This window comes from Chryseobacterium sp. JV558, from assembly GCF_033712365.1.
Taxonomy (GTDB): domain Bacteria; phylum Bacteroidota; class Bacteroidia; order Flavobacteriales; family Weeksellaceae; genus Chryseobacterium.
In genome coordinates, this window is the sequence record NZ_WJHU01000002.1 from 117,652 (window position 1) to 142,881 (window position 25,230).

23 protein-coding genes and 1 tRNA gene are annotated in these 25,230 nt (G+C 35.0%); 18 read left to right on the forward strand and 6 right to left on the reverse strand.

Annotation, left to right across the window (positions count from 1 at the left end; all coding sequences use genetic code 11):
* Positions 1-115 precede the first annotated feature (115 nt).
* From GFU89_RS06290 to GFU89_RS06350, 13 genes are all read left to right on the forward strand, one after another.
* On the forward strand, positions 116-589 hold the full coding sequence (locus GFU89_RS06290) for a lipocalin family protein (protein ID WP_318846343.1): 474 nt from the start codon (positions 116-118) through the stop codon (positions 587-589).
* A 182-nt stretch (positions 590-771) separates the two neighbouring features.
* A complete protein-coding gene (leuS, locus tag GFU89_RS06295; RefSeq protein WP_318846344.1) occupies positions 772-3,585 on the forward strand; it encodes a leucine--tRNA ligase in 2,814 nt (937 codons plus the stop codon).
* Between the two features lie 240 nt (positions 3,586-3,825).
* The gene (locus tag GFU89_RS06300; protein ID WP_318846345.1) at positions 3,826-4,689 is read left to right on the forward strand and encodes a MotA/TolQ/ExbB proton channel family protein; all 864 of its coding nucleotides are present in this window, start codon (positions 3,826-3,828) and stop codon (positions 4,687-4,689) included.
* A gap of 61 nt (positions 4,690-4,750) precedes the next feature.
* The gene (locus GFU89_RS06305) at positions 4,751-5,353 is read left to right on the forward strand and encodes a biopolymer transporter ExbD (RefSeq protein ID WP_318846346.1); all 603 of its coding nucleotides are present in this window, start codon (positions 4,751-4,753) and stop codon (positions 5,351-5,353) included.
* A 13-nt stretch (positions 5,354-5,366) separates the two neighbouring features.
* The gene (locus GFU89_RS06310; protein ID WP_318846347.1) at positions 5,367-5,936 is read left to right on the forward strand and encodes an ExbD/TolR family protein; all 570 of its coding nucleotides are present in this window, start codon (positions 5,367-5,369) and stop codon (positions 5,934-5,936) included.
* 28 nt (positions 5,937-5,964) lie between these two features.
* Entirely contained in the window at positions 5,965-6,804 is an 840-nt protein-coding gene (locus GFU89_RS06315; protein WP_318846348.1) for a TonB family protein, read from the forward strand.
* A gap of 75 nt (positions 6,805-6,879) precedes the next feature.
* Complete coding sequence (locus GFU89_RS06320; RefSeq protein ID WP_183084614.1) at positions 6,880-7,077, forward strand: DUF308 domain-containing protein; 198 nt, start codon at positions 6,880-6,882, stop codon at positions 7,075-7,077.
* Entirely contained in the window at positions 7,067-7,939 is an 873-nt protein-coding gene (locus GFU89_RS06325; RefSeq protein ID WP_318846349.1) for a substrate-binding domain-containing protein, read from the forward strand. Before GFU89_RS06320 ends, GFU89_RS06325 begins: the two co-directional genes overlap by 11 nt.
* Positions 7,940-8,030: 91 nt before the next feature.
* Positions 8,031-9,683, forward strand: coding sequence for a tetratricopeptide repeat protein (locus tag GFU89_RS06330; protein ID WP_318846350.1), 1,653 nt, complete (start codon positions 8,031-8,033; stop codon positions 9,681-9,683).
* Between the two features lie 81 nt (positions 9,684-9,764).
* On the forward strand, positions 9,765-10,484 hold the full coding sequence (bshB1, locus tag GFU89_RS06335) for a bacillithiol biosynthesis deacetylase BshB1 (protein WP_318846351.1): 720 nt from the start codon (positions 9,765-9,767) through the stop codon (positions 10,482-10,484).
* 35 nt (positions 10,485-10,519) lie between these two features.
* A tRNA-His gene (locus tag GFU89_RS06340) sits at positions 10,520-10,595 on the forward strand.
* A 149-nt stretch (positions 10,596-10,744) separates the two neighbouring features.
* A complete protein-coding gene (locus GFU89_RS06345; RefSeq protein ID WP_318846352.1) occupies positions 10,745-12,415 on the forward strand; it encodes a right-handed parallel beta-helix repeat-containing protein in 1,671 nt (556 codons plus the stop codon).
* A 229-nt stretch (positions 12,416-12,644) separates the two neighbouring features.
* Positions 12,645-14,999, forward strand: a complete 2,355-nt coding sequence (locus GFU89_RS06350; protein ID WP_318846353.1) for a hypothetical protein — start codon at positions 12,645-12,647, stop codon at positions 14,997-14,999.
* Positions 15,000-15,202: 203 nt separating this feature from the next.
* On the opposite strand, the gene GFU89_RS06355 is transcribed toward GFU89_RS06350, so the two are convergent.
* Entirely contained in the window at positions 15,203-15,538 is a 336-nt protein-coding gene (locus tag GFU89_RS06355) for a DUF3276 family protein (protein WP_034701927.1), read from the reverse strand.
* A gap of 99 nt (positions 15,539-15,637) precedes the next feature.
* Complete coding sequence (locus GFU89_RS06360) at positions 15,638-17,299, reverse strand: ABC transporter ATP-binding protein (protein WP_318846354.1); 1,662 nt, start codon at positions 17,297-17,299, stop codon at positions 15,638-15,640.
* A 90-nt stretch (positions 17,300-17,389) separates the two neighbouring features.
* Between GFU89_RS06360 and GFU89_RS06365 the strand changes: the two genes are divergently transcribed.
* The 5 genes from GFU89_RS06365 (at position 17,390) to GFU89_RS06385 (ending at position 21,212) form a co-directional block, all read left to right on the forward strand.
* On the forward strand, positions 17,390-18,295 hold the full coding sequence (locus tag GFU89_RS06365) for a transcription antitermination protein NusB (RefSeq protein WP_318846355.1): 906 nt from the start codon (positions 17,390-17,392) through the stop codon (positions 18,293-18,295).
* 1 nt (position 18,296) lies between these two features.
* Positions 18,297-18,779 carry a DUF1573 domain-containing protein gene (locus tag GFU89_RS06370; protein ID WP_318846356.1) on the forward strand — a complete coding sequence of 161 codons (483 nt, stop codon included), beginning with the start codon at positions 18,297-18,299 and terminating at the stop codon, positions 18,777-18,779.
* 10 nt (positions 18,780-18,789) lie between these two features.
* Positions 18,790-19,152, forward strand: a complete 363-nt coding sequence (gene yajC / locus GFU89_RS06375; protein WP_318846357.1) for a preprotein translocase subunit YajC — start codon at positions 18,790-18,792, stop codon at positions 19,150-19,152.
* A 154-nt stretch (positions 19,153-19,306) separates the two neighbouring features.
* A complete protein-coding gene (locus GFU89_RS06380) occupies positions 19,307-20,041 on the forward strand; it encodes an SDR family NAD(P)-dependent oxidoreductase (protein ID WP_318846358.1) in 735 nt (244 codons plus the stop codon).
* Positions 20,042-20,366: 325 nt separating this feature from the next.
* Positions 20,367-21,212: a mechanosensitive ion channel family protein gene (locus GFU89_RS06385; RefSeq protein WP_318846359.1), complete on the forward strand. Its 846-nt coding sequence runs from the start codon at positions 20,367-20,369 to the stop codon at positions 21,210-21,212.
* A 67-nt stretch (positions 21,213-21,279) separates the two neighbouring features.
* On the opposite strand, the gene GFU89_RS06390 is transcribed toward GFU89_RS06385, so the two are convergent.
* The 4 genes from GFU89_RS06390 to GFU89_RS06405 form a co-directional block, all read right to left on the reverse strand.
* Complete coding sequence (locus GFU89_RS06390) at positions 21,280-21,822, reverse strand: hypothetical protein (RefSeq protein WP_318846360.1); 543 nt, start codon at positions 21,820-21,822, stop codon at positions 21,280-21,282.
* 32 nt (positions 21,823-21,854) lie between these two features.
* Positions 21,855-23,726 (reverse strand): DNA ligase D, encoded by a 1,872-nt coding sequence (ligD, locus tag GFU89_RS06395; RefSeq protein ID WP_318846361.1) that lies wholly within the window; start codon positions 23,724-23,726, stop codon positions 21,855-21,857.
* A gap of 71 nt (positions 23,727-23,797) precedes the next feature.
* Complete coding sequence (locus GFU89_RS06400) at positions 23,798-24,403, reverse strand: DNA polymerase ligase N-terminal domain-containing protein (protein WP_318846362.1); 606 nt, start codon at positions 24,401-24,403, stop codon at positions 23,798-23,800.
* Positions 24,403-25,188, reverse strand: a complete 786-nt coding sequence (locus GFU89_RS06405) for a Ku protein (protein WP_318846363.1) — start codon at positions 25,186-25,188, stop codon at positions 24,403-24,405. The genes GFU89_RS06400 and GFU89_RS06405 overlap by 1 nt, the downstream gene beginning before the upstream one ends.
* Positions 25,189-25,230: the final 42 nt, after the last annotated feature.

Here is a 25,230-nt window from a genome sequence, read left to right on the forward strand (position 1 = left end):
TGGGGTCTGAGAGTTTTAAAATGTATATAAATAAAGGTCGATGAAATAATTTTTCATAAAAAATAGTAATATAAATCAAAAAAATTATAATTTTAGCGCTTGAAAAAAATGATCTATGAAGAAATTAGCATTACTATTTGCAGGTTTGTCGTTATTTGCAGCTACAGGATGTAGTGATAATAATGATACTGTTTTGGAAGCTCCTCTAGTTGGGACTTGGCAACCATTAAAAGAAGTAGTTACTACTGTTGAGATTGGTGAAGACCCGGTTTCTAACACGATTACTTATACTGACTGCCAGAAGCAGACCAGATGGTGGTTCAGCGCTGACTCCAAAGGAGGGAAAACGAACTGGGGAGATACCGCTACGCCTGGTCAGTGTGCTATTCTTTCTGATATAAAATTCAACTATACCTATAATAAGGAAGGAAAAGACGTTCAAATGAAAATTCAAGGGATTGTAGAGCCGCAAAATGCAAAGGTTATTACGTTGGATGATACAACGCTCAACCTTGCTGTAAGAGAGGAAACGCAGGATCCTAAGATATTCCAGACAAGAACATATACCTTCAAAAGAGTTATTCAATAATAGTATATACTTCAGGATATAAAACAGATCTCATCTCCGGATGGGATTTTTTTGTTGGGGTAAAATTACAATTCATCATAAATTAAATTTCCATTTACTTTAAAATCATTATTTTTGTGACTCTTGTTAAAAAGAAAAAATAATTCGATATTTTAAAGTCTAACATCTAACATATATACAAAGTGTTTTACGATCATCAGCAGATAGAAAAAAAGTGGCAGAAATACTGGGAGGAAAATCAAACCTATAAAACCTCTAATAATACAGATAAACCCAAATTTTATGTACTCGACATGTTTCCGTATCCATCTGGAGCAGGTCTTCACGTAGGTCACCCGCTGGGATATATAGCATCGGATATCTATGCAAGATACAAAAGACATCAGGGGTTTAATGTTCTTCACCCGGTAGGATATGACAGCTTTGGACTTCCTGCTGAGCAGTATGCGATCCAGACAGGGCAGCATCCTGCTGTTACTACAGAACAAAATATCAACAGATACGAAGAGCAGTTAAGAAAAATCGGATTTTCATTCGATTGGAGCAGAGAAGTAAGAACTTCAGATGCCTCTTATTATAAATGGACACAATGGATCTTTATCCAGCTGTACCACTCTTGGTATAATAAAAATACTGATAAGGCAGAATCTATTGATGCCTTGATTCAACACTTTGAAGAAAAAGGAACAGAAGGATTACATGCCAATCAGAACGACGAATTAAATTTCACCGCAGAAGAATGGAAAACTGCTTCTGATATTGATAAAGAAGATATCCTGCTAAACTATCGTCTTGCTTACAGAGCAGAAACTACTGTAAACTGGTGTCCTGCATTAGGAACAGTATTGGCAAATGACGAAGTGAAAGACGGAAAATCTGAAAGAGGAGGATTCCCTGTTTTCCAAAAGAAAATGATGCAGTGGAGTATGAGGATTTCTGCTTACTCTGAAAGATTATTGCAAGGCTTAAATACTTTAGACTGGCCACAGCCTTTGAAAGATTCTCAGGAATACTGGATTGGAAAATCTCAGGGAGCACAGGTTCAGTTTCAGGTAGAAAGCCATGATGAAATCGTTGAGGTATTTACAACAAGACCTGATACTATTTTTGGAGCAACTTTTATGGTATTGGCTCCGGAAAATCCTTTAGTAGAAACTATCACTATCGATGCTCAAAAAGTAGAAGTAGATACTTATATTGAAGAAACTTCCAAGAAAACGGAAAGAGACAGAATGTCTGACGTGAAAAACGTGAGTGGAGCTTTCACAGGAAGTTATGCAATCAATCCGTTCAGTAATGAAAAAATGCCGATCTATATTTCAGACTATGTATTGATGGGATATGGAACAGGAGCGGTTATGGCTGTTCCAGCACATGATGAGCGTGATCACAGATTTGCTAAGAAATTCAACCTTGAAATTAAAAAAGTTGTAGAAACTGAAGAAGACATTCAGGAGAAATCTTTTGATTCTAAAGATTCCGTATGTGTGAATTCTGATTTCTTAAACGGATTGAGTTATAATGATGCAAAGTCAAAAATAATTTCAGAGATCGAAACTAAAGAAATCGGTCATGGAACAACGAACTATAGACAGCGTGATGCTATTTTCTCAAGACAGCGTTATTGGGGAGAGCCTGTTCCTATATATTATAAGGATGGGATGCCTTACACGTTGCCAACTTCCGCTTTACCATTGGAACTTCCTGAAGTTCAAAAATATTTACCAACAGAAGACGGAGATCCGCCATTAGGAAATGCAAAAGAATTTGCATGGGATGAAGCCAATCAAAAGGTAGTTGCTACAGATCTGGTTGATGATAAAACTATTTTCCCGTTAGAATTATCTACAATGCCGGGTTGGGCAGGAAGCTCATGGTATTTCCTTAGATACATGGATCCTCAGAATGACGGAGAGTTCTGTGCCAAAGATCTTTCAGATTATTGGGGACAGGTTGATTTATATATTGGAGGCAGCGAACACGCAACAGGTCACCTATTATATTCCCGTTTCTGGAATATGTTCCTAAAAGACAGAGGATATATCAATCACGATGAGCCATTCCAGAAATTGATCAACCAGGGGATGATCTTGGGGATGAGTGCATTTGTATATAGAATTGATGGAACGAACCAATATGTTTCTAAAAATCTTGCAGGTAATTATCAGACTCAGCAGATTCACGTTGACGTATCCTTATTAATAGGAACTTCTGATGAATTAAATACTGAAGCTTTCAAAGCTTGGAGACCTGATTATGCTCATGCGGAATTTATACTGGAAGATGGAAAATACATCACAGGCCGTGAAGTAGAAAAAATGTCCAAGTCAAAATACAATGTGGTAAACCCTGATGATATCTGTGAAGAGTATGGAGCTGATGGTTTAAGACTGTATGAAATGTTCTTGGGTCCATTAGAACAATCCAAGCCTTGGAATACCCAGGGATTAAGCGGTGTCTATGGTTTCCTTAAAAAATTCTGGAATCTTTATTTCAACGGAGAGACTTTTGAAGTTTCAGAAGAAGAACCTACAAAAGAAGAGTACAAAGTTTTACATACCTTAATAAAGAAGGTAGTTTATGATATTGAAAACTTCTCTTTCAATACTTCTGTATCATCATTTATGATTGCTGTAAATGAGCTTCAGAAAATAAAATGTAACAAGCGCAATATTTTAGAGCCGCTGGCCGTTATCATTTCTCCGTATGCTCCTCATATCTGTGAAGAACTGTGGAATTTGCTGGGACACGATACATCTATTGAATTTGAAAGGTTCCCGACATTAAATGAAGATTATCTGGTTGAAGATGAAATTCATTATCCGGTAAGTGTAAATGGTAAAATGAAGTTCAAAATTTCACTTTCAGCTCAATTATCTGCCAAAGAAGTGGAAGATTTGGTGATTTCGAGTGATAAAATGCAACAGATTCTGGAGGGTAAAACCCCTGAAAAAATCATTGTAGTTCCTCACCGTATTGTGAATATCGTGATTTAAATAAAATTTAACATTGGGAAATTAAAAAAAATGGGTGTCTTATTTTTTTGATTTTTTAACTCAAATGTTAAATTTGGGGAAAATAAATAAAATATTTAAAAATAATTATTATATCGAAATCGTATTAAATTTTCTTTATCAAAAAAAAGCAAAATGTTTAATTAAGACTCTTGCATTTTAATTAATTTTGCCTTTAATTTACACCCTGTAAAATTTTAAAACAATATAATTTAGTTAAATATGGAAATGAATGTTTCAAAAAATGATGAGCAAGTAGTTGCTAGAAAGGCAGGAGGTTTAAATCCAGCTGTTATTATTCCTATTCTATTTATTATAGGAGTATGTATTTATTTATTCGTTCTTGGTAGCCCAGGAAACTTTAAAGATGCAGATAAACTAGGAGGTGGGTCTGTAGCTTTTTCAAGTGTTGAAGGAAAAGACATTCACCCAGAATCGTTTTTAGGTATTATCTACAAAGGAGGGGTTATCGTACCAATCTTGATTACTTTCATGATTACTGTAATCGTTTTCTCTTTTGAAAGATATTTCGTTCTTGGTAAAGCTGCTGGAAAAGGAAACTTAGACAACTTCGTAGTACAAGTAAGAAGCTTACTTAACCAAAACAAAATTGACGAAGCTATCGAAGAGTGTGACAGACAACAAGGTTCTGTAGGTAACGTAGTAAAAGAAGGTCTTACTACTTACAAAGCACTTTCTCACGATACTACATTAAATAAAGAGCAGAAAATGGTAGCGCTTAACAAAGCTATCGAAGAAGCTACTACTCTTGAGATGCCAATGCTTGAGAAAAACATGATGATCCTTTCTACTTTAGGTACAGTAGCAACGCTAATCGCACTTCTAGGTACGGTAATCGGGATGATCAAAGCATTCTTTGCACTAGGTTCAGGTGGTGGTACTCCAGATGCTGCTGCACTTTCTACAGGTATCTCTGAAGCCTTGATCAACACGGCATTAGGTATTGGTACTTCAGCAATCGCTATTATCCTTTATAACTTCTTTACATCTAAAATTGATGGATTAACTTATAAGATCGATGAGATCTCTATGAGCATCCAACAATCTTTTGCTGAATTCAACTAAGAATTAGCAAGGAATTTGCATTAGCAATTAAAAGAAGTTTAATTAAAAATATTTTATAATAATGGCGAGAGTCAAACCAAAAAGACATGGAGTAGTTACGGACATGACCGCAATGTGTGACGTTGCGTTCCTACTTCTTACGTTCTTTATCTTGACCACTCAGTTTAAAAAACCTGACGTGGAGCAGATCAAACCGCCATCTTCAATTTCGGAAAAATTACTTCCTGATGCTAGTTTAATGACTATCAATGCTACTCCGGATGGAAAATTCTATTTCCAACCAGTAGACAATGCATCAGAAAGAGTTGCTCTTTTGGATAAAATGGGACAAAAGTATGGTATTACTTTTGACAACAACCAAAAAGTAGCTTTCCAGAAAGTTCAGGCAATTGGAGTTCCAATGAACCAACTTAAAGGTTATTTGGATATGCCTGCAGATGAGCAGAAAAATTATAAGAGTCCTACAGGAATTCCTATGGACAGTACAAATAAGCAGTTAATTGACTGGGTAAAAGAAAGTTTGAGCGTTAATCCTGACTACAAGTTAGCTATTAAAGGTGACGTTACAACTCAGTACCCTAAAGTTAAAAGTCTATTTGAGGGTTTAAGAGATATTGATTTTCTTAAATTTTGGTTGATTACATCACAAGAAGGTAAACCATAATATATCATTAGAAATGGCAGAAGTACAAGTACAAGAAAAAGGCGGAAAGGGAGGCAAAGTTCGTTCCAAGAAGCAAAATACCAGAGTCGATATGACTCCTATGGTGGACTTGGGTTTTCTATTGATTACCTTCTTTATGTTCACAACTACATTCAGTAAACCGAATGTTATGGATTTGGGTCTTCCGGCTAAACCGAAAGATGAAAAACAAAAACCACCTCCAACAGAAATTAAACTTTCTAACTCAATTTCTATTTTATTAGGAAAAAATAATAGAGTTTTTTGGCACCAGCAGGATGCAACTTCCTTGAATGACCAGACTCTTATGGAAACTACTCTTGATAGAGAAGGAATTAGAAAAGTAATTCAGCAGGCAAAATCTAGAGCTGCAGATCAAACGAAATTTACCGTGATCATTAAGCCAACTGACGATGCTATATATAAGAACTTTGTTGATATTCTTGACGAAATGGCAATTACCAAAAGTGAGCAGTACGGTGTTACCGATGTGAAGCCTTGGGAAAAAGCTATTTATGACAAGAAAGTAGGAGGTGCTGCTGTACCAGCTGCTGCTACAAAGTAATTTAACCATAAAATTGTATATCTAATCTATGGCAGATGAAAATGTATACGGTCAGAATCTTACTTTAGACGAGATCGTATTTGAAAATAGAAACAAGGAATATGGTGCCTATGATATTAGACATCAGTATCCAAGACTTTTAACAAAGTCTTTTATCATCGGAACAGCATTATTCCTTTTGGCAGCTTTGTCTCCGTTCATCTATCTTACAATTAAAAATCTTACAGCTCCGCCTAAGCAAGAAGTAAAGGCAGATCTTGTAGATATTATCGAAGAAGATCCGATTATCGAGCAGCCTAAGGACGAAGAACCACCACCACCTCCTCCTCCAAAAGAAGAAGAGAAAATTGAGGTGATTCAGAACGTAGTTCCTGAGCCTGTAAAAGCTCCGAAAATTGAAACTCCACCACCACCGATTTCTAAGCAGTTGGAAACTACAACTGGTTTGAATAATCAGGAGGGGGTAAAGGCTCCAGCTTATACGCCGCCGCCGCCGCCACCATCTACAGGTACTAAAGCTACTACTGTAGAAGTAAAAACGAATAACCCTAACGAGATCTATAAAGATGTTGACCAGTCTGCAGAATATCCTGGAGGTATGGGAGCATTAAGAAAGTTCTTGGGAGATAATTTCGATACTTCTTTAATGGAAGGAGGTGAAGGAACGCTTAAAGCTAAGCTGAAGTTCGTTGTAGAAAAAGACGGAACTGTTTCTGCAGTTACTATTGAAGAGAAATCTCCAAATGGCGACTTTAACAGTGAAGCTGTACGTGTAGTTAAGAAACTTAAAAAATGGACTCCTGCGAAGAGAAACGGGGAGAGTGTTAGATCTTACTATAGTGTACCATTTACTATGAACTTTGAATAAGACTTATTTATTCGAAATATAAATAAAAAGAGAAGCATATGCTTCTCTTTTTATTTTTTTTGGTATTTTTGTTACATGATGTTCAATTGGTTATCCCTGGTTACGGGATTGTTTTATATCGTTTTAGGAATTGTAGTGATTGTCTATAAATTCTTCTTTACTATTTTAGAACCTGCTATTGCCTACGCGTTAGGAGTAGTATTGATTATTTATGGTATTTTCAGAATTTACAGGGCGATCTCAAGAATTAAAAAATCGAGAAATGAAGAATAGTTTTAAGCTTGCAGTAATTTTTGTTTTAAGCATAATGCTTGCAGGCTGCAAAAAGGAGAAAAATGCTCCTTCCTATCACAAAGGTGATCTTACAATTTTTACTGACGAGTCCTTTCAAAGTGTTACAGAAGCATTAGCTGATGGCTATATGATCAATTATCCTGAAGCTCACATCAAAGTAGAAACCAAGAAAGAAGATTTAGGACTTCTTGATCTTCTGAAAGGGAATGCTAAGGCGGTAGTGATGTCCAGAAACCTTACTCCAGAAGAAATAAAGACATACGAGGAAAGAACAGATTTAAAGTTTCTACCTTCTAAATTTGCTGCAGACGCAGTAGTTTTTGTAGTTCCTAAAGATTCCCCGAAAGAAAGTATTTCAATGGAGGAAATCAATAGCGGACTAATGTCTGATAAAAAGGAATTTATCTTTGACGGAACCAATTCAAGTAATCTGAATTTTGTCGCTGAAAAATTTAAAAAACAGCCAAAAGACCTTCAATTTTCCATTATTCCCGGAAATCAGAAGATCATTGAGGAATTAGGAAAATATCCTGGTAAAATAGGGGTTGTAGGGCTTAATACTTTTAGCCGTCCCTATGATAAAGCTTCAGAGAAACTGAGAGAAATGGTTAAAGTTCTTCCGGTTGTAGACAAAGGAAAACTTTATAATGCAGATTTTGAGGGGCTTCGTACAATGGAATATCCGTTTACAAGAGTACTTTATTTCCTTATAAATGAAGGGAATTTTAATATCGCAAATGGATTTATAAGATTTTCATGTACTCATTTAGGTCAAAAAATTGTACAGAAAGAAGGTCTGCAACCTTATAATATGTATAAGAGAGAAGTTCAGATGCGTTAAAAAATATTAAATTCACAATTTAGTCTTATTAAAAATATTGATTTGGTCTGAAAATTGTGTAGAATATAACTCAATTATTAGAAAATATAAAATGAAAGATATAATGAATATGAATGTAAAGAAGATTGCTTTTGGAGCAGCCGTGGTATTTTTTGCCGGTTTTGCCTCTGCACAAACATTGCAGGATGGTATCAACAGTATAGACAGTGATAAGTTTGCTCAGGCAAAAACGAATTTCACTGATATGATTGCTAAAGAACCTACAGCTGAAAACTACTTCTATTTGGGAAATACTTTCTTAAGACAGGGAGAGCCCGATTATGCTAAAGCAACTGAAAGCTTCAACAAAGGATTAGCTGCTGATGCAAAAAGCTATCTTAACAAAATCGGTTTAGCTGCTGTTAAATTAAGTAAAGGTGATAAAAGTGCTGTTGCTGAAATTCAGAAAGTAGTTACTGATTCAAGAGAAAAAGATGCTGAAGTTCTTTTCAGAGCTGCAGAAGCTTTAACTTTATTCGAAAAGAACAGTTCCCCTGATCTTGCTATCCAGTTTTTAACTAAAGCGATTGAGAAAGCTGAGAAAAAAGGTGTTCCTGCACATTATTATTATACATTAGGAGATGCTTACAGACTAAAAAGAATGCCGGGAGAGGCTATGTCTGCTTATGATAAAGCATTACCTACTGCTAAAAATAAAGCTTCCGTTTATACAAGAATGGCAACTTTATGGATGGCTGCACAACAATGGCAACAAGCTAAACAAAATATTGATAAAGCTATCGGTGTAGATGCTACTTATGCTCCTGCATATAAAGCATTGGCTGGTTATGATATCAGATATCAGCAGAACGCAAAAGCTACACAAGACCTTATCAACTATACAAAATATGCTGATGAAGATCCATATACTCAATTAGAAATTGCAAAACTATACTTCACAAATGAAGATTATGCAAACTCTAAAATGGTATTAGATAAGATTTTTGATAAAATTGATGATCCTATTAAGTTCAAACTAAGAGCTTATAATGCATACGGAGATAAAAACTATGCGGATGCTAAGCAAAATATGGATACTTTCGTTTCTCAAGCTGAGAAAACAAGAGTACAACCTGCTGACCAAGGTTTACAAGGACTTATTGCTGCAGGTTTAGCAAAAGATGAGAAAGATGCTGCTAAAAAATCAGCTTTAATGGCAGAATCTCAGCAGAAAGTTGCTCTTGCAAAAGCGGCAAAAGATGAAACAATGAAGTGGGACCTTGAATTAGCTAACATCGCTGGTGGTGGAGGTGTTTCTCAGTCAGAAGTTGACAAAGGACCTACTAACCCAACAATTGAAGCGTTGAAAAAGCAGATTGCTGCTAATAATCAGGATTCTGATGCATTATTCAAATTAGCAACAGCTTATCAGGATATCAAAAACTGGAACGGAGCAATCCTTACATGGCAGAAAATGTCAGCTCTACTTCCTGATTGGGCTCCTGCTTATTACAGCCAGGGATATTCTTACCAACAGGCAGGAAACAATGATGCTGCAAAAATGGCTTACGAAAAATTCATCAGTACAGTAAAACCTGCAGACCAGGAAGCTAACAAGCAGACTCTTGCTTATGCATACTTTGCTGTAGCTTATATGAATAAAGATACTGATCTTGCAAAAGCTAAAGATTATGTAGCTAAATCATTACAGTTAGATCCTACTTACCAGGATGCTGTAAAATTAAATGCAGAGATCAATAAATAATTTAAAATGTAAATTATAGATATTAAAACTTCCCATTCGTAATGTTTGGGAAGTTTTTATTTTAAACTTATCTTTGATTATATGAAAACTGATATACTTGCTTTTGGAGCACACCCTGATGATGTAGAACTGGGATGTGGAGGAACTATTGCTAAAATGGTTTCAGAGGGTAAAAAATGTGTAGTGGTAGACCTTACAAGAGGTGAACTCGGTACAAGAGGTACAGATGAAACAAGAAAGGCCGAAGCAGCGGATGCTGCTAAAATTTTGGGTCTGTCAGCAAGAGAGAACCTTGGAATGAAAGATGGATTTCTGGTAAACTCTGAAGAGTACCAAATGAGGATTGTAAAAATGATCCGTAAATACCGTCCGGAAATCGTGTTGGCCAATGCAATTGATGATAGACATCCAGACCATGCAAAAGGAGCGAAATTAGTATCGGATGCGTGCTTTTTGTCTGGATTGAGAAAAATAGAAACTGTAGAAGGAGGAGAGAGCCAGGAAGTGTGGAGACCTAAGCATGTTTTTCATTATATTCAATGGAAAGATATCAAACCGGAGTTTGTTATTGACATTTCAGAATTTCTGGATACGAAAATTGCATCTTGTATGGCTTATAAAACTCAATTTTATGATCCAGCTTCTAAAGAACCAGAGACTCCAATTACAACAAAAGACTTTTATGAGAGCTTAACTTACCGTGCTCAGGATTTAGGGCGGTTATCGGGAGTTGCTTATGCTGAGGGATTTACGTCTGAGAAGTTAATTTCTTTGAAAAATTTTGATGGAATTGTTTGGTAGTTGAGGAAAATGCTCTATATTTGCACTCACAAAACGGTGATTGTAGCTCAGTTGGTTAGAGCGTCGGATTGTGGTTCCGAAGGTCGGGGGTTCGAGACCCCTCATTCACCCTAAATCAGCACATTTTCTTATGAAAATGTGCTTTTTTTATTTTATATTAAAAACACAAATCAGAGCAGTATGCCACTTTTTAGTGTGTTATTTTTTTTATAATGTCTTTAAAAAGTATATTTGCACGGTAATTATCAACATTATCGGGAATGAAAAATATCTACTTTTTACTTTTTATACTTAATTCTATTTTAATTTCATCAACGGTACGGTACGTAAATATAAATTCCAGTACCGGCAGCTCGCCTTACACTTCATGGGCTACAGCAGGTAATGACTTGCAGGCTGTAATCAATAGCAGTCAGATTGGAGATGAAATCTGGGTAGCCACCGGAACTTATTTTCCCACCAGAGATCCTTTTGGAAATACTTCTCCTTCAGATAGCCAGGATAAAACGTTTTATTTAAAAGATGGTATTTCAGTCTACGGCGGTTTCAATGGAACAGAAACATCTTTATCAGATCGAAACTTAAACAGTAATATAACGCTCTTAAGCGGCGACTTGGGAGTTTTAGGAACTGTAAATGACAATTGTTATCATGTTGTGCTGTTTTCCGGAAGCAGTACCAGTGCAATTGGTGTAAAGTTAGATGGATTTTCTATTGCCAATGGTTTTGCAATGGGTACTGTCAATAATAATGTAAATGGAAATGTTGCTTCAAGACTAGCAGGCCCGGCAATATATTTTATTAATGGGAATAATACTATTTCCAATAACAAGATTTATATGAATTCTGGTTTTTCTGGCGGCGGGATCTATACTTCAACCAGCAATAACATCATTTCTGACAATGAAATTTATAATAATAAAGCACATTATGATGGTGGAGGAGTGAGTGTATTTAAGGGAACAAATACCATTACCAATAACTATATTCATGATAACACTGCTACTGGCGATGGTGGTGGTATATATACGGTATTGGGTGTGAATAATATAATTAGTAAAAATGTGATAGGTAAAAATAAAGGAGGAATCAGCCAGATTGATACTTATTATTACGGAGGAGGTGGAATTTACACGGAGAAAGGTTCAAATCTAATTGTGAACAATGTGCTTTATGAAAATACTTCAAACTATATGGGTGGAGGAATTTTCCTTTATTATGGACAAAATAAAGTCATTAATAATACTATTTACAAAAATACAGGAACGAGGGGTGGTGGATTTTTTACCTATTTAGGAAATAACTTCGTGAAAAATAATATATTTTGGGGCAATATTAATGGGACGGATAATCAGCCTGGCGCAGATTACAAAAATCATAATGACTGGCCTGCTGAGAATTATTTCTACAATAACCTATTTCAATTACCACAAGGTTTTTATACCTCAGCAAACCAAAATTCTTTGTATGGCTATCCTAATAATATATTCCAGACTAATCCTAATTTTAAAGACGAAACCAACATCTTTGGAGCAGATGGTATTTTAAGAACTTCGGATGATGGATTGTCCTTGTTATCCAATAGTGTTGCAATCAATTATGGTCAGCTGACAGATGCACCAACAGATGATATTGCAGGAATGGTTCGAATGGGCAATCCTGATAGTGGAGCTTATGAATTGATGGGAAGTCTAGGGGTTTCTGAGTTGAAAATTAATCAGTTTAGAATTTATCCTAATCCGGCTAAAGATGTTCTGAATATAGAAACCAATGATAAGATTTTAAAGACAGAAGTATTTAGTACGTCTGGACAACTCATAAAAACCACAAAAGAATCAAAGGTAGATATTTCGGCATTTCCATCAGGAATCTATATTTTAAATGTAGTGACTGAAAAGAAAATAATTACGGAGAAATTTATTAAGAAATAATTTACTTGTAAATCTTACCCTATTTTTAGCCTTTCAAATCTTGAAAGGCTTTATTTTTTTTCAAAAGTTTTTCTCCCAGTACTTATGATTTTTTCTTCAACAGACACAATGGGTCTCTTTAAATTCTTGAAAATAAATTCATGGTTTGGTGATTGAAACTTTTATATTTGTTTTGCCAGAATCATGAGATGAAATTCTCTTTAAATTGACTCAAATCAAAACTATTAACATGAAAAAACTCTTTACAATTCTTATTGCATTTTTTGCAATAAAATCTTATTCTCAATCAGGTTCCCAATCTTATTACAAACGTGTATTTGATAACAAGGGTTTTGCTATATGGAATGGTAATTCAACCAGCTCTGATCAGCAAGAATTTTCATGGGGGGTACCTGCTCACATGGAAGCTTTAGTACTGATGTATGAAAAAACAAAGGATACAATTTATGCTAACACTTTAATAAAATGCATGGGAAATACAATTGATCGAAGGGATGATCTGAGGTTTCCGACATTGGGCTGGCCAGCAATTTTTGATTATCGAGGGAAATCAGGGGCTGCCTGGTCAACCAGCTATTATAACGACACTACAAATGTAGGAAAGCCTTATTCCCACGTAGTTCATAGTGCCAATATCACATATCCTATGGCAAAGTTCGCGGCAATGGTAAAACACGATCTGACAATCCAGAGTTTGCAGTATACTTCATCAGGTCGCTATTCTGGCCAAACTTATAGTGTTATTGCTTTGGATCTTATACAAAAGATAAAAGAAACATTTGCTTATCACGAAGATCAGTGGCATACGGATTCAGGTAATATAGGATATTATAAAGAAAGAGATACTGCTGATGGTTATACACCTCCATTAAAGTATAAGGGTGAAGTTTTACCTTTTAATATGCAAAGTGCAGTTGGAAGAGTCTTTGTACAAATGTATAGAGCAACAGAGGATACCATCTATCTTACTAAAATACGTCAACTATCTAATTTTATAAAGTTAAATACTCAGCTTGATCCGAATCATGGCTCAAATATCTGGCCTTATTGGAACCATACTGTTTTACGTGATGATATATCCCATGCAGGCTTGACTGTAAGTTTTCCATATGAATGCTTTAAATATAATATAAAGAACAATGCCAACGATCCTCTTTATACATCTTTAGATATGGAGAGATATGTTAAAAGTTTTACAAAAGATATTTATCAGGGGCCTCTATCTATACATGATGCAGTGAATTATAACGGGTTGAAATGGAATATTAAATATCATACTATAAATGAGCTTCCTCCAGGTAATAATACCAATTATGATGCATATGTTTCCTACATGTGGTTATATCTGTCCTCGGAATATGATAAAAAAATATATCAGACAATTGCAGATTTACAAGCTGCAAAAAATTATTATGATCATATCAATGTAGAAGGTTCGTCTTTGACATTGGCACTTTTAGCATACTATGAAAATTTTATTGTCCCTGTGAATACCTATCATTTATGGGGAGAAGATTCTGATTGGAGAGGGGTAGCAAAGGGTAATTTTGATGAGGATGACGAGGATGAGTTTGTGAAAATCAGGAATTATGACGGTTTTATAGGTACTTTGGAACCTTATGGTAAGAGTTTCCACCCTGTGACAAATAGTATAGCCTATGGTGGCTCTTATAATTGGAAAGGACTTACTGCAGGTGATTTTTTTGGAAATAATAAAAGCGAAATTATTGCATTGAGTGATCATACAGATTTTAATAAAAATGGCTTTTATATTTTTAAAATTGAAAATAACCAAATCGTTGAGCATTCAAAATTTACAGGTTTTGGGGCAGAGTCAGATTGGGTAGGATTAGCCACTGGAAATTTTATCAGTGGAGGCAAAGACGAATTTATTGCTGTCCGAAATTATAACAAAGAAGTAAGACTATATAAATTTAATAGTACTGATCCTGAATTGGTCTATTTTAATCAGCTCAATCTGCCTGTAAATTCCAAAATTAAAGCGGTTGCTGCTGGTAATCTTGATGATGATCCAAAAGATGAAATTGTATTGTTGATTGATGCTGAAGATTATATGCAAAATGGTGTGTATGCTTATGATATTGATGATAATGGGGTAATGACACTGATTGATAAGTCTATTGGCTTTGGTGCAGCTTCAGATTGGAAAGGATTAGCTGTTGGAAATCTGGATGGTGATGGAGCTGATGAAATTATCGCTCATAGAAACTTTGATGGAGATTATAAAGTTTTTAAACTGAAGGAATCAAATGGCGTTAAATTTTTAGATAACATTGGTATTGAAAGCTTTCCTGTATTGCAAACCCAAGATAATGTAATGTGTTTTGGAAACTTTGATTCAAGCTCGCAAAATGATGAACTGGTTACCCTTAGAAAAGATGGAGGTATTGTAATGTTTTCTGCGGCAAAAGTTATCAATAGTAATCCTAATTCTAGTTCTAATAAAACAGCAGATCCTTGTCAGAATGAGCTGCCAGATATGTTATTCAGTTTATTGAAAAAAGAATCTTTCAATAAAAAAGTTCTAAAAGAAATAGTCTCTGTAAAACGAGAAAATCAATAATAAAGAACTTTATAATATAATTGATTTATTATAATATCAATAGGAACGGGCTTTAGCCCGTTTTTTTAATATATAATCAAATGGTTTTAGCCAAATTCTCTACTATTATATGTATTGCTATACAATGTTATTAGTAAATTCTATGATTTCAGAGTACAAAAAAAGCATCTTTTTCAGATGCTTGTGTTTTTAGATATTCTTTTTTAAACTTCGTCGTCAGAATCAATAGTGAATGATTTGCTTTTGAAGTCTTTATCATGCTTTTCTGAAATTACATCCTCACCCTTTTCATTAATGATGAAATCTGTGGACTCATTAAACATCTCCTGAAAACTCTTAAAATCTTCCTTGTAAAGGTAAATTTTATGCTTCTCGAATGTAGCTTCCCCATTCTCTCCGAAATTTTTCTTACTCTCAGTGATTGTAAGATAATAATCTCCTGCTTTCGTCTCGCGCACATCAAAGAAATAAGTTCTTCTCCCTGCTTTTAACACCTTCGTGAAAATCTCATTTTCATGGCGTTCCTTGTATTCACTCATTGTTAGATATTTTTTAATCTTGTTAAGAACAAATATAAAAGAATTCTTTTAATCACAAAATTTTTTTTATGATTTATTTAACAATTGAGAACGAAATGGCTAAGCGGTTACAGAATTGGCAATTTCCGTAAGGTTGATAATTTGATCGGCTTTTTGAGCGCTAGACTCTCTGTGTGTGATGATTATGGAAGTAGCGTTACTTATTTTTTTATCGATATTTTCCAGAATATTCTGCTCCGTTTCTGTGTCTAAAGCAGATAGTGAATCATCAAAAATGATGATATTAGGGTCTTTAATTAAGGCTCTTGCAATGCATATTCTTTGCTTTTGCCCTCCCGAAAGCATGACTCCGCGTTCACCTACAAGTGTTTTATATTGCTCTTTAAACTCTACAATATTTTTGTGAACATCTGCAATATTTGCATATTCTACCACTTTCTCATGAGAAGGATAGTCAATGGCAAAACCTATATTATTTTCAATAGAATCGGAGAATAAATAACTCTCCTGAGGAATATATCCAATGAAGTTTCTGTAGTTGGTCAAATTATGATCTTTCAGGTTTTTACCGTCAATCAAGATCTCACCTTCACTGGGATCTATCAACCTGCATAAAAGCAGAGCTATGGTTGATTTTCCACTTCCGGTTTTACCCATAATGGCCAAAGATTCCCCGGCTTTAACTTTAAAGCTTAAATTATCCAGCGCTTTAATTCCTGTATTAGGATATACATAAGAGACATTCCTGAATTCTATATCCCCTTTGATAGGGTAGTTTTCAAAACTAGTATTAACGATTTCGGATTTCTTATCCATGAATTCATTAATTCTTTGCATGGATGCCTCAGCTCTCTGGTTCACGGAAGTTACCCATCCTACCATAGAGAACGGGAAGATCAGTGTGTTGATATACATGAAGAAATCTGCAATTTTACCAATACTTAATTCTCCTGCAATATATTTAACCCCTCCAATCCAGATAACAGCCACGTTCAATAGACCGATTACAAAGAGAATAATAGTAAAGAAATAAGCTTCTGTTTTTGCCAGATCCAATGCTTTGTTCTGATAATCAGTTACCTTGATTCCATAATTTTTTTCAATGTATTTCTCTCTGGCAAAGAACTTTACAACACGGATTCCAGAGAAGCTATCCTGAACAAAAGTAGAAATCGCAGACTGGCTTTTCTGCATGATCTTCGACTTCTTATTAATGATTGAACTTACCTTATATATAGCATAAGATAAAATCGGAAGGGGCAGTAAAGTCCATAATGTCATATAAGCATCCGTCTTTATCATATAAATAGCGGTGATCAGCACAAGCACAATCAGGTTGGCTACATACATGACACCGGGACCAAGATACATTCTTACCGCCACAACATCTTCACTTAATCTGTTCATTAAATCTCCAATGGTGGTCTGCTTATAATCTGTTAAAGATAAATTCTGATAATGTCTGTAGATTTTATTTTTAAGCTCATATTCTATCCTTCTGGAAGCCACAATAATGGTCTGCCTCATCATAAAGGTGAAAACTCCGGTCAGCAGGGAACATCCAACAATAATTCCAACATAGATCAAAACCTGATTGTTGAAGCCAAGGTTGCCATTTTTTGTAAGCTCATCCACAGATTTTCCTACAAACTGAACCTTATATATATTAAAGAAATTACTGGCAATGATAAAGAGTACCCCCCAAAACAAAAGTATTTTGTGTTTCCAAAAATAAGGGTTTAAGGTTTTTAGCGCTTTCATATAGTTTGACAAAATTACAAAAATGTCATCACACTACGAATTCGTCAATTTTAAATTTTGTATCTTTGCACCCATAAAAAAGCTCTTTGAATGTTAGGAAGACGACAAATCCGTGAAAAAGTAGTACAGTCAGTGTATTCATACTACCAAAATCCTGTAAAATTTGATGTTTTAGAGAAAAACATGTTTGCTGGTATAGAGAAAATCTATTATCTATACATCTATCAGCTCAATTTTTTGGTGGCTCTGAAAGAATTGGCAGAACATCAGATCGAAATTGGTAAGAATAAATATCTTAAAACTGATGCTGATATCAATCCTAACCAAAAATTCATCAACAACCAAGTATTGCTTAAACTGGAAGAAAATCCTGAAAGATTATTTTTTACAGGCCAGCATAAGCAGCTGAAATGGGATATGCATGATGACCTATTGGTAAAAACTTTCCAAAGAATTACTGCTGGAAAGCGTTACCAGGATTTCATGAAAGAAGATGGATACTCTTTTGAAGAAGATCAGAAATTTATCGGGAAATTATTTTTAAGATATATTGCTGAAAATGAAGATTTTCATGATTATTTGGGAGATAAAGAACTTTCATGGTATGATGATATCCACATTGCCAACTCCATGGTACAAAAAACGATCGGCTTCCTGAGAGAAGATGAAGAAAGCAGAACTTTAATTAAAATGATTAAAGATGAAGAAGATAAAACTTTTGCTGCAAAACTGTTGAGAGATACACTGAACAACTGGGAAAGCAATGAACAGAAACTGAGCGAAAGACTTGAAAACTGGGATCTGGAAAGAGTTTCTTTAATGGATAAAGTAATTTTATCTACATCACTTGCAGAACTTGACAATTTTGCTTTCACGCCTTCAAGAGTTATTATTAATGAATATATTGAAATTGCAAAAGTATTTGCTACAGACCGTTCCAATATCTTCATCAATGGTATTTTAGATAAATATTGTAAAGATCAAAATAGAATATAAAATGAAAAAGACGTTATCAATTATCGCCTTGTCTATTATAGGCTTTGGGTTAGTTTCATGTAAAAAAGAAAACAAAGAAACTCAAAGTACTGAAACTGCAACTACTGATTCTACAGCTGTTGCGGCTCCGGTAACTACTGATTCTGCAGCAGCACCGGTTTCTAACGAACCATCTACTTCTGTTGCTCTATCTGAAAACAGCTTCGATTTTGGAAAAATCAAAAAAGGAGATAAAGTAGAGCACGTATATGAAGTAACTAATACTGGTAAAAACCCATTAATTATTTCTGAAGTTAAGCCTGGATGCGGATGTACAGCTCCTGACTTCACAAAAGAACCGATTATGCCAGGTAAAAAAGGAAAAGTTACATTGCACTTTGATTCTTCAAGCTTTGACGGAAACGTTCAGAAGTATGCAGATGTTTTTGCAAACGTAGAAAAAGCTCCAATCAGATTAACATTCACAGCAAACATTCAACCATAATAATTACAATATGTTGACACTATTTTTACAGGCAGCAGGTGGATCTTCACCTATGATGCTAATCATGATGGGGGTAATGTTTGTAGGATTTTATTTCCTGATGATAAGACCTCAAATGAGAAAACAAAAGCAAGAGAAAAACTTTCAGGAAAACCTTAAAGTAGGAACAAGAGTAGTTCTTACATCAGGTCTTCACGGAAGAATTGCTCAGGTTCAGGATGATGGTTTTGTTATCGAAACATTATCAGGAAAACTGAAATTCGAAAAAGCAGCAGTTTCCAGAGAGATGACAGAATCTCGTTTTGGAGATAAAGCAAAACCTGCTGATAAAGCGGATGACAAAAAAGAAACAGCAACTGAAGAAAAGAAATAATTCAGTCTGAAAATATTTAGCTGCGGCGGGTGAACAAAGTTCACCCGCCGCAGTCTTTTTATATAACTGATCAACAAGAGCAAAATTTAATGAAGATGGTTAAGCGGTTTTGTGTTCATTTGCGATTAGCATTTAATAAAATTATCTTTGCCTTATGAATCAAAACACTAATAAGACGGTTCTTATTCTGGGAGCAAATTCAGATGTAGCAAAGCAATGTATAAAACAATATGTTGAAAAAGGATTTACGGTGATTGCAGCTTCCCGAAATACAACATCTTTGGAAGATTTTATTAATTCAAATCATCTCAACCATTCAAAAGTTTCTGTTTTGTATTTTGATGCTGCAGATTTTGATTCACATCAGAAATTCTATTCAGAAATTCCCATAAAACCTCATATTATAGTATATGCAGCGGGGTTTTTAGTGGACAACCAAAAAGCATTGACAGATTTTAAAGGTGCAAAACAAATGATGGAAGTCAATTATATGGGCGGAGTATCTATTCTGAGCATTATTGCAATGGATAAAGACAATAAAAGCCTTGAAAGAATAATTGGTCTTTCTTCACTTTCTGGAGTGAGAGGAAGAAAAAGTAATTTTGTCTACGGAAGTACCAAGGCTGCATTTACTCAGTTTCTTGCTGGGTTGAGACAGGAATTAGCTTCTCGAAAAATCATTGTGAATGCTTTGGTTATTGGCTATATCAGAACGAAAATCAATGAAGGATTAGAATTGAATGAATCCTTGATCATGGAGCCGGATTATGTAGCAAAATATATTGTCAATGCAGGAAATTCCTTTACTATTGTTCCCAATTTTAAATGGAAAATGATCTACTATATCCTTAGACTTTTACCAGAAAGCCTGGCTGCAAAACTACCTTAAATACATTTCACCAGCATACGGCTGTTTTAATACTAATTTTAGCTTTACAGAAAGTTAATTTGATGATTACAGTACTTCGGTATCGTTTTTGTAATTCTATGACCCGAAAATTATTTCTTCCTGCAAGATTCAATTTCTGAATGATTATTGAGTAAAGCTGAAACAATCTGTTCTGCTGCTAATCTATTTTAATCTATAATATCATTTACTTTCACTTTTGAAGTGGAAGGCAAATTTCTTTTTAGACAGATGCTGTTCAATTTCATTTTGAAATCCTGCAGAACTTAATATCTCATTGATATAAATAGTAAACACATAGTATAAAATGGACGATTTAGAATTGAACAAGATTCAACAACACTGGGATACGTTAATTTCTTCAGCAATTTCATGGGCACCAAGAGTTTTTACTGCAGTTATTTCTGCATTATTGATTTACCTGATTGGTTCATGGATGATAAGAATGATCAAGAAACTGGTAGAGAAAGGTTTCAAAAAACGTAATATGGAAGCTTCTCTGCAGCATTTTCTGTTAAATATAATCAACTGGGGACTTAATATTCTGTTGTTTATTGTTGTTGTAACTCAGCTGGGAGTACAGACCTCTGCATTTGTTGCTATGATTGGTGCAGCAGGTTTGGCGATAGGTTTAGCTTTACAAGGTTCACTAACGAATTTTGCAGGAGGAATATTAATCTTATTATTAAAACCTTTTAAAATTGGCGATTTTATTTCTACCAATTCCGGAGTTTCCGGGACTGTGCAGGCAATAGATATTTTTCATACAAAACTGGTTACCCCACAAAACCAATTGATCGTTATTCCTAACGGGGTGGTTTCGAACAACAGTATTACCAATTTTACCCATCTGGGAACAAGAAGAACGTCATTGGACATCGGAGTTGCATATGATGCAGATTTAAGACAGACTAAAGATCTTTTAATGAGTGTCGTTAAAAATAATCAATATGCTCTTGAAACACCGGCACCACAGGTGGTGGTGACTGAGCTTGGAGAAAGTGCTGTCAACTTATCAATAAGAGTAAGTACTTCTACAGAGAATTTCTGGGCGATGAACGAAGAACTGATTATAGGCTGTAAAGAAACTCTCGACAAAGCAGGAATCGGAATTCCTTTTCCACAAAGAGATATTCATGTTTACAATAAGTAATTCATTGATATAAAAAACTCCTGTATTGTTTAATACAGGAGTTTTTAATTAAAAAAGATCAGGATCTTTAATTTTCTTTTTTGGAATGTCGTTGAAGAAAATCTAATAAAATTGTAAAATCATTCTCCTTGAATTCAGGTTTCGTAAAAACGAAATTAATTTTATTATTGAGCATACTCAGAATAAGATAGTGGTCTATAATTTTGTAACTGGTTTTGCTCCAAACACAATTTATTGTGGTAAATGGATTCTTAATAGAAATACTATTCTGATAAAGCGTTATAAAGCTGACTTCATCTTCTCTTCTAAGGTTTTCAATGAGCTCTTCTGTCAAATTAAAAGTTTTGACCTTAGCATTAAAATATTGATAAATAAGTAAGAAAATGTAGCCAATAAACAGAAAGCTGCCATATTTAAAAATGATAGAAACCGGACCAAGGTCAATAGCTTTTAAAGGTACAAACCCTAATATCAGAAATAATATGGTGTAAATGATTGCCTTTTTAAGTTCAACAAGATGTTTCTTCCAGGTATATCGAAAGAAAAATTTTTGATTTTCCCATTCTGTATTTTCGTTGAAATATAACTGCAATTTGATTGGCTCATCCATGGGTAAAAGTTTTGCGGGCAAAAATAGAGAAATTAATCAATATTCTGAAGCAGCTCCAAAGCCTTCATCATATCAATTCCTTTACCCAGAACCGGTTTAAACAAATCTCCTTTCTCTTTGATCCTGTCCAGAGCATTATTAATATTAAAATCCGTAGGTCTTAGTCCGGGCTTTAGCTCATCCCAATCCAAAGGCATGGAAACTGAAGCTCCCAGTTTAGGTCTCAGACTGTATGCACTTGCCAGGGTTTGTCCCGTCCTGTTTTGAAGATAATCGAGATAGATTTTTTTGTTATCCCTTTTCTGAAGACTTCGTTCTAAAGTAGTAATCTTAGGAAGTCTTTCATTGACCTGTTTCATAAGGATATGGGCAAAATCTTTTACCTGGTCAAAATCATAATGAGCTCCCATCGGAATATAAATATGAATTCCTGTACTTCCGGAAGTTTTACAATATCCTTTAATTTTAATTGTTTTTAAAACCTCATTCACCTGAAGTGCTGTTTCAATCACCTCATCAAATGTATTTTTGGAAGATGGATCCAGGTCTAAAACCAAATAATCAGGATGCTCAAGATCCGGTAAAGAACTATTCCATGGGTTGAGGTCTATACAGCCTAAATTATTCAGGTAAGCTAAAGTTGCTTTGTCATTGCAATAAATATAGTCGATGTATTTATCATTGGATTCAGAATATACCTGTGTGGTTTTTATCCAGTCCGGAATATGGTCTCCAGCATCTTTCTGATAAAAACTCTGTTCTTCAATTCCATTCGGAAAACGGTTGAGAGAAAGCGGACGGTTTTTTACATGAGGCAGAATATAAGCCGCAACTGATTGATAGTAATCAATGATATCTCCTTTAGTAATGCCGTCTTTTGGGAAATAAATTTTATCCTGATTTGTAAGTTTTACCAAATGTTTATCCAAAGTGATCTCTTTTTCTTTCTCAGAAACTTCAGTTTTTTTTGATGATGTTTTCGTTTTCATTTCTTTAGATTTTTCGGTGAAGGATGAATCTTTGATCTCTTTAAGATCTTTGTCTTCTCGTATCCCTATAAAAACTGGATGTCTGAAGATTCCATCTCTTGTAATTTCAGAATATTTGATTTCACAGATCAGCTCCGGCTTTGTCCATGTTACTGGCATATTGGTTTTGGGAACCGTTTCGAATGGAGATGATTTTACAACCAGTTTCTGAAGTTTCTGGTAAAGCTCTTTTAAAGAAGCATTATTGAAACCCGTTCCCGTATGTCCACAGTAAGTAAGCTTTCCATTCAAATATTTTCCTAAAATTAAGGCACCGAAACTTTTTCGCGAACCTCTGGGTTCTGTGAAGCCGCAAATAATAACTTCTTCTGTATTGGAAAATTTGATTTTAAGCCAGTCATTGGTTCTGTGATTTTCAATATATGGGCTTCCTGCCCGTTTTGCAATCATCCCTTCCAATTGCATTTTTCTCATCTGTGTAAAAAACTCAATACCGTTTTCAGGAATATGATCACAATATTTTATCCGGTCAGTTTCTGTAAGAGCCTCTTTTAAAAGTTTCTTTCGCTGAATAAGGGGAAGTTCTTCTGTAGAATAGCCATTCAGCCATAGAAGGTCAAAAACATGGTAGACAAGAGCGGCATCGGGATTGTCTCCGATTTGCTGCAAAAACTGGAAATTAGGTTTTCCCTGTTCGTCATATGCTACCACTTCACCATCCAGAATCATATGATGTTTCTGTTTTTCGAATTCCAGTGCTATTTTTTCAAATTTGGATAAAAATGAAATTCCGTTCCGGGAATAGAAAAAAGGAATGTCATGACTTAAGTCGGCAATGGCTCTGTAGCCGTCCCATTTTATTTCAAAAATCCAGTCTTTATCATTGAAGGCTTCTTCGGAAAGCTTAGCCAGCATGGGTTTTATAAAAGACTTTAATTTTTTTTCGTTCGTTAAAGAATTGAAATTTCTGAAAGTTTTTTCGGAAGTTATGATTTCTTTTTTTCTTTTATTTTCAGGCTTTTTTTTTCCTCTAAAAATTTTGTAACCAACGATTTTGATGAAGTATTTTCTTCAGCATTATAAGGGCTTTCAGCAAATTCATCCTTATGTTTGATAAGCAGCCATGCATTATCCTCTGTATTTTTCATTTTAACCAAAGCAAATTCACCTTTCAGTTTCTTACCATGTAAAATGAATTTTAAAGAACCGGCATGCAATTCTTTCAGCAGCTCTTTTTCATCTGAAAGTTTAGAACTCTCATCCAAAGGCTCATAAGTTCCGCTGTCCCATACTTCCACCTGTCCGGCACCATAATTCCCTTCGGGGATATTTCCTTCAAAATCTTTGTAATCATAAGGATGATCCTCCACCATCATGGCCAGCCGTTTGTCTTTTGGATCCAATGAAGGACCTTTCGGTACAGCCCAGCTTTTTAATACGCCTTCCATTTCAAGCCGGAAATCATAATGAAGTCTGCTGGCAGCATGTCTTTGGATTACAAAAATCAGCTGGTCTTTGCTTTTTTTTGTTTTCCCTTTTGGTTCGCTGGTTTCATCGAACTTCCTTTTATTATTATAATCTTTGAGAGCCATTATGATGCGGATTTTGATTTGGAACTGTTCAGGCTGGCCTTCAGTTGGGCCATGAGGTCAATTACTTTACCTTCTTTTGCAGGTTGGACTTTTTTTGCTTTTATATTTTTGCCTTTTGCTTTCTGTTTGATGATCTTCATCAGTTCATTAGAATAGGTGTCTTTGTACATCGCAGCATCAAATTCCTGGGAAAGTTGTTCGATGAGGTTAACCGCCATTTTAAGTTCTGCCGGTTTCGGAGCTTTTTGAACGGGAATTTTTAAATCTTTATAATCTCTTATTTCCTGGTTAAACCTTAAGCGGTTGAGAACAAGAATGTCATCTTTGTACGGACGGATCATTCCAATAGCTTCTGTTTCACGGAGTACGAATGTTCCGATTCCCACCATAGCTGTTTTTTCCAGAGCTTTCAGTAAAAGCCTGTAGGCATTTTCTCCATTTTTCTGAGGTTCCAGATAGTAAGGGTTTTCAAAATACACACTATCTACTTCCACTTCCTTTACAAACTGGTCAATAGAAAGTATTTTTGACTTTTCGGGGCTTGCCGCTTCGTAATCTTCTTCATCAAGAACGATATATTTGTCGTCCATGAGATAACCTTTGACGATGTTTTCCCATTTTACTTCTTTTCCCGTATTTTCATTTACTCTTTTGAAACGGATATTGGAAAAATCAGATTTGTCTAGCATATCGAGATCCAATTTTGTGGTTTCTGTTGCCGAATAAATTTTAACAGGAATGTTGACTAAACCGAAGCCAATGGCGCCATTCCAAATTGCTTTCATTGTCTTACGTTTTTAAAAATCAAGCAATTAACATGCCGTTGG